Origin of the sequence: Shouchella rhizosphaerae (assembly GCF_900142675.1) — a bacterium.
GTDB classification, from domain to species: Bacteria; Bacillota; Bacilli; order Bacillales; family Bacillaceae_D; genus Shouchella; species Shouchella rhizosphaerae.
Genome location: NZ_FRBS01000001.1, coordinates 838466 through 850134 on the forward strand (window position 1 = coordinate 838466; position 11669 = coordinate 850134).

At 45.4% G+C, this 11669-nt stretch carries 12 protein-coding genes; 2 read left to right on the top strand and 10 right to left on the bottom strand.

Features of this window, described 5'->3' with window-relative positions:
- Positions 1 to 11: 11 nt before the first annotated feature.
- Positions 12 to 269 carry a hypothetical protein gene (locus BUC05_RS04375; RefSeq protein ID WP_306204233.1) on the bottom strand — a complete coding sequence of 86 codons (258 nt, stop codon included), beginning with the start codon at positions 267 to 269 and terminating at the stop codon, positions 12 to 14.
- Positions 270 to 337: 68 nt separating this feature from the next.
- On the opposite strand from BUC05_RS04375, the gene BUC05_RS04380 reads away from it, so the two are divergent.
- A complete protein-coding gene (locus BUC05_RS04380; protein ID WP_011247002.1) occupies positions 338 to 802 on the top strand; it encodes a DUF2621 domain-containing protein in 465 nt (154 codons plus the stop codon).
- Between the two features lie 42 nt (positions 803 to 844).
- On the opposite strand, the gene BUC05_RS04385 is transcribed toward BUC05_RS04380, so the two are convergent.
- The 8 genes from BUC05_RS04385 to BUC05_RS21210 all read right to left on the bottom strand — a co-directional run bounded on the left by BUC05_RS04385 (position 845) and on the right by BUC05_RS21210 (position 9042).
- Positions 845 to 2629 carry an ABC transporter ATP-binding protein gene (locus BUC05_RS04385; RefSeq protein WP_073304160.1) on the bottom strand — a complete coding sequence of 595 codons (1785 nt, stop codon included), beginning with the start codon at positions 2627 to 2629 and terminating at the stop codon, positions 845 to 847.
- Positions 2626 to 4380, bottom strand: coding sequence for an ABC transporter transmembrane domain-containing protein (locus BUC05_RS04390; RefSeq protein ID WP_073304162.1), 1755 nt, complete (start codon positions 4378 to 4380; stop codon positions 2626 to 2628). The genes BUC05_RS04385 and BUC05_RS04390 overlap by 4 nt, the downstream gene beginning before the upstream one ends.
- Before the next feature lie 95 nt (positions 4381 to 4475).
- Positions 4476 to 4691, bottom strand: coding sequence for a YneF family protein (locus BUC05_RS04395; protein ID WP_011247005.1), 216 nt, complete (start codon positions 4689 to 4691; stop codon positions 4476 to 4478).
- A 168-nt stretch (positions 4692 to 4859) separates the two neighbouring features.
- A complete protein-coding gene (gene sirA / locus BUC05_RS04400) occupies positions 4860 to 5288 on the bottom strand; it encodes a sporulation inhibitor of replication protein SirA (RefSeq protein WP_011247006.1) in 429 nt (142 codons plus the stop codon).
- 155 nt (positions 5289 to 5443) lie between these two features.
- The gene (gene tkt / locus BUC05_RS04405) at positions 5444 to 7441 is read right to left on the bottom strand and encodes a transketolase (RefSeq protein ID WP_073304171.1); all 1998 of its coding nucleotides are present in this window, start codon (positions 7439 to 7441) and stop codon (positions 5444 to 5446) included.
- An 85-nt stretch (positions 7442 to 7526) separates the two neighbouring features.
- The gene (locus tag BUC05_RS04410; RefSeq protein WP_035201394.1) at positions 7527 to 7766 is read right to left on the bottom strand and encodes a DUF896 domain-containing protein; all 240 of its coding nucleotides are present in this window, start codon (positions 7764 to 7766) and stop codon (positions 7527 to 7529) included.
- Between the two features lie 233 nt (positions 7767 to 7999).
- Positions 8000 to 8662: a YneB family resolvase-like protein gene (locus BUC05_RS04415; RefSeq protein WP_011247009.1), complete on the bottom strand. Its 663-nt coding sequence runs from the start codon at positions 8660 to 8662 to the stop codon at positions 8000 to 8002.
- Between the two features lie 197 nt (positions 8663 to 8859).
- Entirely contained in the window at positions 8860 to 9042 is a 183-nt protein-coding gene (locus tag BUC05_RS21210; protein ID WP_142237512.1) for a hypothetical protein, read from the bottom strand.
- A gap of 154 nt (positions 9043 to 9196) precedes the next feature.
- On the opposite strand from BUC05_RS21210, the gene lexA reads away from it, so the two are divergent.
- The gene (gene lexA / locus BUC05_RS04420) at positions 9197 to 9823 is read left to right on the top strand and encodes a transcriptional repressor LexA (RefSeq protein WP_011247010.1); all 627 of its coding nucleotides are present in this window, start codon (positions 9197 to 9199) and stop codon (positions 9821 to 9823) included.
- A 530-nt stretch (positions 9824 to 10353) separates the two neighbouring features.
- Here lexA and BUC05_RS04425 read toward each other — a convergent pair.
- On the bottom strand, positions 10354 to 11577 hold the full coding sequence (locus tag BUC05_RS04425; RefSeq protein WP_011247011.1) for an MFS transporter: 1224 nt from the start codon (positions 11575 to 11577) through the stop codon (positions 10354 to 10356).
- Positions 11578 to 11669: the final 92 nt, after the last annotated feature.

The following is an 11669-nucleotide window of genomic DNA, read 5'->3' on the forward strand; positions in this document are numbered from 1 at the left end:
TGCATTTTTCTTTACGCAGTCCATCCAGGCTCGTACGTATAAACAACCGCACCAAAATGTTTGGCTGCTCCTCGAAAACTTTTCATATCCTCTTGTTTCGTCAATACGTTGCGAAACACTGGGAACTCTTCTTTTGACACCGTCACTTCGGTTACTTCATTTGTCCGTAATGCTTGCAGCAATTGCGCTGCTTTTTCTTCTGTCACTATCCAGCCCCCCTTGATCAACGCAGCATTCATCCCTTTTTCCTCCATTGAAAAAAACGCCATGTTGCTAGCGCCTATACCCATTTTATGATACAGTGAATGCGAAGAACAAGCAAAATGGGAGGATGAACATGTCAGGTTGGGATTGGTTTATGAGTTTTATTATTCTATGGACGTTCATCTTGCTTGGACTTATGCTCATCGGTGGCTATTTTATGTTCCGCAAATTTTTAAAGCGCTTGCCAAAAGCAGACGGCAAATCGATTCTTGATTGGCAAGAACATTACATTAATCAAGCATTGCCCCTATGGGGAGAAGACCAGCGTACGTTGCTTAATGAACTCGTTGAGCCTGTCCCTGAACTGTTCCGCGATGTCGCAAAGGAAAAGATTGCAGGGAAAATTAGCGAGATTGCCATTAAAGAAAACGCAACTACATTGACGCTAGACATTATGATCCGTGGCTACATTATCGCTACACCAAAACGCGACCATAAATTTTTGATTAAAAAACTAACCGAAAAAGAAATTGATTTGGCGCCATACGAACATTTGCTTGACCGGAATGCAGAAAGCCGTAAAATGAACGCACAATGACAGTAAGCCTGTTGGCCAATGGCCGGACAGGCTTTAATCGGTTTAAATAGCGGCTGTTTTTTCTCTTGCCTGTAGCAAATACATTTTATAATAAAGACCTTTTTTACTCAGCAACTCCTCGTGGGAACCTTGTTCCGCAATTTCTCCTTGGTGGAGCACCAAAATTTGGTCAGCGTGCTTAATTGTCGACAGGCGATGGGCAATGGCAATCGTTGTCCGGTTTTGCTCCATTGCCACAAGTGCTTTTTGAATCGCTTCTTCTGTCTCGGTATCCACCATAGCCGTCGCTTCGTCGAGGATTAAAATAGGCGGGTCGGCTATCATCGTTCTTGCAAAGGAAAGCAGTTGCCGTTCGCCACTTGAAAACGTCCCTCCCCTTTCAGTCACTTCCGTTTGATAGCCATCAGGCAACTTATTAATGAATGCATCAGCGCCGACAAAAGCGGCGGCAGCCTCTACATCAGCTTGCGTATACCCATCACGGAAGAGCGTAATATTGCTGGCAATCGTACCGCTATACATAAACGGGTCTTGTAACACAAGCCCAACTTTTTGCCTTAGCTCTTCTTCTGGATAGGCGGATAGCTCGTTTCTGTCTATACGAATAGAGCCTTGCTTCAGCGAGTAAAAACGCAACAACAAATGAATGATAGAGCTTTTCCCGCTACCAGTGTGGCCAACAATGGCAAGTGTCTCGCCTTTTTTGACGGTGAATGAAATGTTTTTTAGCACGTCGGTTTTCCCGTCATAAGAAAAAGTCACATTATCAAATTCAATTTCACCGTCTGCCATTTGCGGCTTATCGTCCCCCTGTTTACCTGGGGCAAACTCCTGTTGGTCCATTAAACGGAAGACCCGCCCGGCAGAAACGATCGCTTGTTGGAATAAAGATAACCGCTGCATGATTTGGTTGACCGGCTCAAAAAAACGGTCTAGGTAATTGACAAACGCATATAACACGCCAATTTCTACTGGACCAGCAAAGGAGCCGAAGCCAAAGTACAAAAGAATGATGGCAATGGCAAGGTGGCTTAACACATCGACGATCGGCCTAAGGAGCAATCCGTCTGCTTTCATTGCCCGGAACCCTGCGCGGTAATGGGCTTCATTTGTATCCGCAAATTCTTTTTGCAGACGCTTCTCTTGCCGGAACGCTTGAATAATGGCCATCCCTTGGATCGACTCGCTCAACTTCGCATTGATCTCACTCAATTTGGCGCTCACTTGTTCATAGAAGCGAGAGCTGATTTTACGGTACAAGCCAACTACAGCAAGAAGGAGTGGCAGAAAAGCCAAACAATAGAAGGCAAGTGTCGCATTTAAGTAAAACATCGCCAAAAACGTCCCGATCATAAATACGCCGTTTTGAACAAAGACCGCGAGCACGCTAACGTATAGTTCCTTGATGGCTTCGGTGTCGTTTGTAATCCGTGAAATAAGAGCGCCACCAGGCATGCGGTCAAAAAAAGACAGCCCTAGCTTTTGAACATGGGCGAAGACATCGAGCCGTAATGCTTGGACAATATTTAGCGCAATTCGCCAAAAAAGGACGCTTTGTACATATTGGCCAATCACAGCCGCGATTAATAGCCCTACATACAAGACTGCAAGCGTTAACAGTGGTTTCAGTTCAAATAATTGCGGCGTTAAATAATCGTCAATAAAGCGGGCAATCAAAATTGGTTGCAGCAGTTCCGCTCCGGCAGCGACCATCATAATAGCAAGAGCCAACATGAACCGCTTCTTATGCGGGCCAGCGTAACGGAGAAGCCGCCAAAAAACGGCTCGCTGCTCACGTCCTGTCATAACGCCATCTGTATGTTTCATTCATTTCCCCCCTGCTCCACGGCCGATTCAAGCTGCTGGCGCTCATACATTTCTTTATACCAGCCACCTTGTTGCATTAGTTCAGCATGAGTGCCTGATTGGCTAACCTTTCCGTCTTCAAGCACGAGAATAAGAGAGGCGTGGCTAATCGCACTTAAGCGGTGTGCCGTCATGATAATGGTCCGTTCCCGTTTTTCTGTTTGAAGTGCTTGTAAAATCGCTTCCTCTGTTTTCGCATCGACCGCTGACAAGGCGTCGTCAAGTACGAGCAAAGTTGGGTCGCTTAACAACGTCCGTGCAATGGAAATACGCTGCTTTTGCCCACCAGAAAGAGTCACGCCCCGCTCTCCAACGATGGTGTCATAACCAGCAGGGAAACGGAGAATGTCTTCATGCACTTGCGCTAGCTTACACACAGCGACAATTTCTGCTATTGACGCTTCTGGCTTCGCGAAGGCAACGTTTTCAGCAATGGTCGCTGAGAAAAGAAAATGTTCTTGGGGCACAAGGCCAAATGCGTCTTTAATGCAGCTAAGTTGATAAGCCCGGACCGAATGGCCATCAAGGAGGATATCCCCCTCCGTAACATCGATCGTGCGCTGCAACAGTGACAACAATGTTGTTTTTCCGCTGCCTGTCCTTCCGACAATGCCCAGTGTCCCACCTTTCGGCAAGTGAAAATGGACATTCTCAAGCACATTTGCCCCGTCTGGCGAATAGCGAAAAGCGTCAATACGGACGTCGAGCTCACCTTGGATGTCCAAATCAAGTGCCTGCTCCCTTTCAATAATGTCTGACTTTTCATTCAACACAGCGCGGATGCGGTCATACGATGCATGTCCCCTTTCCACTACATTGAAGAACATGCCAATCGCCAACATCGGCCAGATCAAAAGACCTAAATAAACGAAAAAAGACGTCAACTGGCCAATCGTCATCGCCCCATCAGCGACAAACAAACTTCCAACAGCGACTGCTAGCAAATAACAACTGCCGATCACAATCGTAATTGTTGGATCAAACAACGCATCGACCCTCGCGACAGCCATATTCTTTTCGACCACATGGGCTGATGTTTTCGCAAAACGGGAAACCTCTTCTTGTTCACGGCCAAATGCTTTCGTTACTTTCATTCCGCCTATACTTTCTTGGACGGTGTTGTTTAAAACACTAAAGGCAGCCTGTGCCCCAGCAAAACGACGATGAAGCAGTTTTCCATAATAGCTCGTTAATAGCGCCATAAACGGCAATGGCAACAATGTAATAAACGTTAACTGCCAACTGATCGAAACAGCCATTGTTACAACGACCATCCCACCAAGCAAGCAGGCGTCTACTATCGTTAACACACCTTCCCCAGCAGTCGCTTGGACCGCGCGCACGTCGTTTGTGGAGACGGCCATCAAGTCCCCCGTTGTCCGCTTATGGTAAAAAGAAGCAGGCATGTTCGTAAAATGCCGATACAAATCAAAACGAATTTGCCGAGCTAACTTTAACGACGTCCCAAAAATGAGTAAACGCCACAAAAAACGCAATATGTATAAAACAACAGCAATCCCTAAAATCAAGCCGACAGCGTTTACCAATGCAGACGGTGTTAAGCTAGCGTCGGCAATCCCATCGACAACTTCCCCAATCACACGAGGGGGAATGAGCGATAAAAAAGAGACGACGGCAAGCACTGCAATTCCGCTTGCATAAGCACGCCAATGCTTTTTAAAAAACCAGTTTAAGTCGACAAAAACACGCATACCCCTGCCTCCCACTTCGATCGTTTCAGTAAAAATTCATATTATTTAAAAACCAAATGACAGTGAACACCCTGCCGCTCAGACAGGGTGTTCACTTATTTAGACTGTTGCTTTTGCATCGCTTTCATCATTTGCGTGATTTTTTTCTGCGATGGATTTTGACCCATTTGCTGCATCATAACACGCAACATCTGTTCATTGATTGGCGGATTTTTTTTCAAATAGGACATCATTGTTTTGCGGGCAATGAAAAAGCCAATGGCTAATCCCGCAAGAACAGCGACTGTATAGCCGATAATATGCCAAACCATTCCTGCTTCTTCCTCCTTAACCCTTTCTTGTTAACTCGTATACAACCTAATCTATTATACATGAGCCCTTTCTAATTTAAAAGGACTTGCGATGGATTCAGTCATTATTATTCAAGACACACGGCAAAGCAGGACGCTGCAAACCTTGTTTCCATGAAAAAAGCGCGCTTAAAGCACGCGTTGTTTTTCAAAAGGTTGGAGCCAGCCAAACCGCCCATCTGCGACATTCACTGCAAAAAAGTGACTGTCGACTTCCTTCAACACATCAAATACAGTCGTCTCTGCACTTAAATCACCAAGTGCTTCCAACTGGATACTTTTATCGCCAAGCTCTACGAGGCATCTGTTTCGCTCATTAAATACCGAACGCAGCTCATAACCATTTCCTTTTTTAAGCCCATACCGTTTCTGCAGCGCTTCGTGGAGTTTGGCTTTCGGAAGCGGTTTCGTAATGTAATCCACTTGCCGATCATAGATATGCCGTTCGCTTTGCTTCGCCTTTGCCCGTTCTGTAAACAATTGAAACAGCTTGGCCTCTTTTCCTGAAAAGGAAGCGGCCACTTCATCGCTAAGCAAATAAAGCTCATAGTGCCTCATTGTCTATCGCCTCCCGGATAAGCTACTGCTAGTATACACTTTTTGTTCTGAAATAACTGTCTTTTCCCGCTGAAATTGATCGCTAGTTTTGTCGAAAAAGAAAAAGGCTCAAGTAGAGCCTTTTTCGTTACTCTCAATTAGGACAAACGCATGCCTTATTTCTTTAATAACGCTTTTGCCCGTGAAACGACATTGTCAACCGTAAAGCCGAACTCAGCAATAACCGCTTCACCTGCTCCAGAAGCGCCGAACTTGTCAATGCCAAGCACGTCTCCTTCGTCGCCTACGTATTTTGCCCATCCAAATGAAGAGCCCATTTCAATCGCCAAACGCGCTTTTACGTCTCTCGGAATGACTGCATCTTTGTATTCCTGTGGCTGTTCCTCAAAACGGTCCCAAGACGGCATGCTAACTACTGAAGCATCGATGCCCTCATCAGCAAGTGCAGCTTGTGCTTTTACAGCTAACGGCACTTCTGAACCAGTTGCCAACAGCACAACTTCTGGTTTATCTTGTGGCTCCGATACAATGTATGCCCCTTTTTTGACCCCTTCATAAGCCTTTTTATCAGTGCCTTTTAACGTATCGACGTTCTGACGGCTAAGAACGAGCACGGTTGGACGGTCTGACGACTCTAGTGCGATTTTCCAAGCAGCAGCTGTTTCGTTTCCGTCACCTGGACGGACAACGGACAAGCCAGGCATTGCCCGCAATGCCGCAAGATGCTCTACCGGTTCGTGCGTTGGGCCGTCTTCGCCAACAGCAACGCTATCATGAGTGAGCACATACGTGACTGGCACGCCCATAAGCGCAGATAAGCGAATAGCCGGACGCAGGTAATCGGAGAAGACAAAAAAGGTTCCCCCAAATACTTTCAATCCGCCGTGGAGCGCCATTCCGTTTAAAGCCGCTCCCATTGCAAATTCGCGGACACCAAACCAAATATTGCGGCCAGCATAGTTATCACGACTAAAGTTGCTTTCCCCTTTTAGCGTTGTTTTGTTTGAGCCAGCAAGGTCAGCAGAGCCGCCAAACAATTCAGGCGTATGGGCGGCAAGAGCATTGAGCGCCTCGCCTGAAGAAGCCCGCGTCGCAAGGCTCGTGCCGTGTTCATAAACAGGCAAAGCTTGGTCAAATCCTTCTGGCAACTCCCCTGAGAAAGCGCGCTCGTACTGCGCAGCCAATTCAGGATTTTCTGCCTTGTATGCCGCAAACAAGTCGTTCCATTCTGCTTCTTTCGCTGCCCCTTCTTCTTTGACTGCAGCAAAATAAGCCTTCACTTCCTCTGGAATGTAGAAGTCTTCCTCAAACGTCCACTTGTATGCTTCTTTTGTTAACTTTACTTCTTCAGTGCCAAGTGGAGATCCGTGTGAAGCAGATGAAGCCGCTTTGTTTGGTGAACCATAGCCAATGACTGTTTTGACTTCAATGAGCGTCGGACGGTCTACCCGTTTTGCTTCTTCAATCGCGCGGTGAATTTCCTCCATATCCGTGCCATCTTCTACACGAACAACATGCCAGCCATAAGCTTTGAAACGGTCTTCGACACTCTCAGAGAACGATTCATGCAAATCGCCATCAAGTGAAATGTCATTTGAATCATAAAGGACAATTAAACGTTCAAGCTTCAAATGACCAGCTAATGAAGCGGCTTCTTGGGAAACGCCTTCCATTAGGTCGCCATCGCCGCAAATTGCATACGTAAAATGGTCAACAATCGGGTATTTATCAGTATTGTATGTAGCGGCTAAATGGCGCTCTGCCATTGCCATGCCGACTGCCATGGCAATCCCTTGCCCAAGCGGCCCTGTCGTTGCTTCGACTCCGTCTGTATGGCCGTATTCAGGATGGCCGGGCGTACGGCTGCCAAGCTGGCGGAAAGACTTCAAGTCGTCAAGCGTCACGTCGTATCCACTTAAATGGAGCAAACTATATAGCAGCATGGAACCATGGCCAGCAGAGAGCACGAAACGGTCGCGGTTTGACCACTTCGGGTTCGCAGGGTTATGGTTCATATGCTTCGTCCACAGATTTAATGCCATTGGCGCTGCGCCCATCGGCATCCCTGGATGGCCGGAATTCGCTTTTTCAATGCTGTCGATGGATAGCGTACGGATTGTGTTAACAGCCAATTCTTCAACTTTATTTGTCAATGGATAACACCCTTTCTGCTGCCTTCTTTCCCTCTCATCATATACTTTCTGAAAAAAATGTACAAGCCTGAGTAGACTTGTACAGTTAATGCAATCGTTTATGTTTTTGCGCCTTGCTGTCCTTTAATTTTTGTGGAGTTACGTCATTCCCTTTCGCGTCGACGACTTTTACAGTATGGAGATGGTCCGTAAACGACGAGCGGAAAGCCGACAAATATTCGTTGCGAAGCGCTTTTTGTTCCATTGCTTGTTTTTTTGTCAAACCAACTGTTTTTGCTAGCTTTGACAATTCATTGATGCGATCAAGTTTTTCTTTTGACAACATCGTCATCACCTACCTTTTGTTTCGCCCCTCATCATAGCACTCATGCAACACAAGGGCAAACGATTCGCTTATGGGAGGCTAGACAAACATCGCATACGCTCTGCCCTGCTCCTAGGCGTTGGAAATGTCGTTCCAAGAAACCGTCGCTCACGCATTCCTTATGGACTCGTTTCTTTCTTCGCCTGTACGGCTGAGCGATTGGTTTGTATCATTTTTTGCTGTCAACCACCAGCTTATGCGTTTTCTTTAATGTATTTTTGATAACGGCGATGAACAGTCGCTTTTGAACAATCAACGCCCATCCCTTTTAAAGTTAAGGCAATTTCATAAAAAGTCAGCCCCCGGTCACGGAGCCTGACAATCTCTTCCACTGGTAAATCGAGTTCGTAGCGGCCACCGCCTCGTTTCTTAGACAAGTTCTGCTCTGGACGGTATCCACTCGCTACTGCTGTCCTCATTCCCCGTTTAATTTTTAAATTATGTAGTTTTCGTTGGTATTCTTCTACTATACCGACAATTTCCAGCACCATTTCATCCGCTTCAGACAATACAAGCTCCCCTTGATGATGGGCCGTATAAATAGGAACGCCATATTTTTTCAATTGGTACAAGAGCGCAATTTTCGTTTTTCCTCTGCCTAGGCGAGTATCATCCGTAATAAGCAAACAAGAGACAATCCCTTCTTTGCATAAATCCAATAAAGCAAGGAGGCAATCCCGTTCCAGGCTATAGCCGCTCGCCTGCTCTTTAAAAACAGTGTGTACATCCATGCCATTTGTCCTTGCCAATTCGACCAGTTCTTTTTCTTGCCTCTCTAAAGAACTGGCTTGGTTTTCTTTCGTCGTGCTCACCCGGCAATAGATAGCCGCCTGTTGTTTTTGTCCCTTTTCTGCCAATTCTCCGCGGCCTCCTTCCCGTGAAAATCCGCTAGCCCCTATCCACTAATCTAAAACCAAATCGATGTCGTCAACATTAGTGGCATGGCTACTGTGCTCAACCTCTTCATTTTATAAACAAAGATGCTTCCGATCTAAAAAAGATGAAGTATGTCTTTCTGGCACCTTTGCTTCGCTTACTTACATTGCTGGCAGTCTTAATTGTCAATTAAAAAAACGCGATCAATCGAAGTTGTTTCAACGATTTGCTCTTGCACGATTTGCTGTTCGTGTTTCTTGTTATCGTCTTTTTCCTGCTCGCCAGGCCATACCAAACTTGAGAAAATGAACAATACTGTTAAAATGCCGCCGCCTACTAGCCCCATATCTTGTTTCCTCAATACGATCACCCGTTCTTAGAGAATGTTTGTTCTGTTATCAGAATACAAGGAACAACTGTTCGTGTCAACTACTTTTTTTAGAACTTATGTTTGCGTTCATACGTTCGATATGGTAAAGTTTGTTTAGAACAGTTATATGAAAGCAGGTGGGAAAATGTCGAAATTATCGAAGCGCCAGGAAGAAATTTTGGCGTACATAAAAGATGAAGTAAAGAAAAAAGGGTACCCGCCGTCCGTCCGGGAAATTGGTGAAGCAGTTGGACTTGCTTCAAGTTCCACCGTACACGGCCACTTGGCCAGATTAGAAAAAAAAGGCTACATTCGCCGCGATCCTACTAAACCGCGGGCGATTGAAGTCCTTTCTCTCGGATTTGATAATGATACATTTGTCAAAAAAGAGACAGCAAGCTTTATTCCGGTAATCGGAAAAGTTACCGCAGGTGTGCCAATTACTGCTGTTGAAAACGTCGAAGATTACTTGCCACTCCCCGACCACCTTGCCGCTTACGACAATACGTATGCGCTTGTCATTCAAGGGGAAAGCATGATTGAAGCAGGTATTTACGATGGAGACCAAGTGATCGTACGGCAACAGCAAACAGCCGATAATGGCGATATTATTGTAGCCATGACAGAAGATAATGAAGCAACAGTAAAACGGTTTTTCCGGGAAAAGGACTACATTCGTCTCCAACCAGAGAATTCTTCAATGGAACCAATTATCCTTGAAAACTGCACGATTCTCGGAAAAGTCATCGGAGTGTTCCGCACGATCCACTAACGGACCAATAGGCTTTTTCAAGCTGTTGACCAAGCCCCTTAAATCAGATGGAAGCAAAACAAAAGAGGTTCGTGCTTGACACGACTCGTCCAATCGATCAAAGCTAATTTTCTACAAACACTAAAGACTCTTTCATCGAATGGGGATAAAAGAGTCTTTTTTGTGTAGCTGCCATCTTGCAAATGACCAAGCAGTTTTTTCGCTCGTACATATAATAAATGAGAAGAAGGTGGTTCTACTTATGCCGTATTTAATTGCCTATTCCTTCACCAATCTTTTTTAAAAGCCATTAGGATGCCAAAGGAAAACAAGCTTAGTACTACTATAACGATAGCGATGCTACTAGCATAATAGCTATGCTCTGATGACCGAACAATCGCTGTTCTCATGCACCGAAAAGGACAAGAACGATCAAGCACTGGTAGAGCCAAAAATTTAACAACTAAATTAGCTATAGAACACCTCTCGCCCAACGTATTAACCTAATTCCATTTGCTTTCTTGCGAGTAGAACACTCGCAGAAAGCTTTTTTAGTCTGGTTGGCTGCTATGTTCCTTTTGCTGATGGCTAAGAGTCCATTTAAGCACGACTGCTGTCATCAGGAACAGCAAACCAGCCGAAATAAATACATATGGGATGCCATAGCCACTTGCTATCATTCCGCCGAGAACAGGCCCTAACACATTTCCAAGAAAGCGAAAACTTTGGTTATAGCCAAGCACTTCCCCTTGCATGGCAACAGGGCACGCCTGGCGGATAAAAGCGGTTGTGCACGGTAGTAAGCCGCCTACGGCCATGCCAAACAGAAAACGTAAGACAATCAGTTGCCAAAGAGAGCCGACAAATGCTTGTGGGATAAACAACAGGCCTGATAATAGCAGCAAAATCATCATCACTTTTTCATGGCCAATCCGATCACCGAATTGCCCCCAAGTACGAGTTAGTATTAAATTGCCAAGCCCAGTGACCGAGAAAGCAGCACCTGCTAAGAAAGCCATGTTTTCAGTATTATGGGTAATCTGGTTGACGTATAAGGCGAGCAATGGTTGAACACTAAACAGCGCCATTTGCACAATTAAAGCAACAAACATCACCATTAAGAGCAGCGGGCTTTTTACGATACGCCCAAGCACTTCTTTTGAACGATACTTTCTTTTCCTCTCGCCTTTTTCTTCGTAAACAACTTCCTTTACGCCAATTAAAACGAGGACTGTTGCGATTAGGAGAATCGATGACGTCAACAAAAATGTAAGTTCCATTCCCACTGTATCAGCGATCAATCCTCCAAAAAGAGGTCCAAGCAAACCGCCGGAAACTGTCCCTGTTTGCAATGTTCCTAGCATTTCACCTGCTGTTTTTTTGCTGCTTTGGGCAGCTATCAACGCCATTGAGGCGGGAATGAACCCCGTGGCAAGGCCCATAAAAGCACGCAATACAAACAACTGTTCTGCTGAATGGACGTATCCCATAAAAAAGACGGATAAGGCAATGCCTAATCCTGTACCGAGCAACACTTTTTTTCGTCCAAACCTGTCGCCGATTTTACCCCAAAGCGGGGCAACAAGAAAGGCGACAAAAAAAGAGACAGCAAACACATATCCTGCCCAGCGCTGGACTTCATCAACGTTGTAGTGACCAAAAGATTCAATGTATAGCGATAAAAAAGGAATGACCATCGTCATACTTGCCGAAACAAAAAAGTTGGCAAACCACATGATGAGCAAATTTCGTTTTTCAGGTTGTATTCCAATCACCTTCGTTTACATACTACTATCGATTTTATTTCGTCAATCTAAATATATAGCGGAAAAGAAGAACCGTCAAACCGTGAAAATCGCGATTTGAG

Coding starts and splice junctions, on each gene's coding strand:
- BUC05_RS04395 (WP_011247005.1), bottom strand. CDS start 4,691: ATGGTTTGGCATATTATCGGCTATACAGTCGCTGTTCTTGCGGGATTA.
- sirA (WP_011247006.1), bottom strand. CDS start 5,288: ATGAGGCACTATGAGCTTTATTTGCTTAGCGATGAAGTGGCCGCTTCC.
- BUC05_RS04375 (WP_306204233.1), bottom strand. CDS start 269: ATGGCGTTTTTTTCAATGGAGGAAAAAGGGATGAATGCTGCGTTGATC.
- BUC05_RS04410 (WP_035201394.1), bottom strand. CDS start 7,766: ATGTTGTCAAAAGAAAAACTTGATCGCATCAATGAATTGTCAAAGCTA.
- BUC05_RS04385 (WP_073304160.1), bottom strand. CDS start 2,629: ATGAAACATACAGATGGCGTTATGACAGGACGTGAGCAGCGAGCCGTT.
- lexA (WP_011247010.1), top strand. CDS start 9,197: ATGTCGAAATTATCGAAGCGCCAGGAAGAAATTTTGGCGTACATAAAA.
- BUC05_RS04380 (WP_011247002.1), top strand. CDS start 338: ATGTCAGGTTGGGATTGGTTTATGAGTTTTATTATTCTATGGACGTTC.
- BUC05_RS04390 (WP_073304162.1), bottom strand. CDS start 4,380: ATGCGTGTTTTTGTCGACTTAAACTGGTTTTTTAAAAAGCATTGGCGT.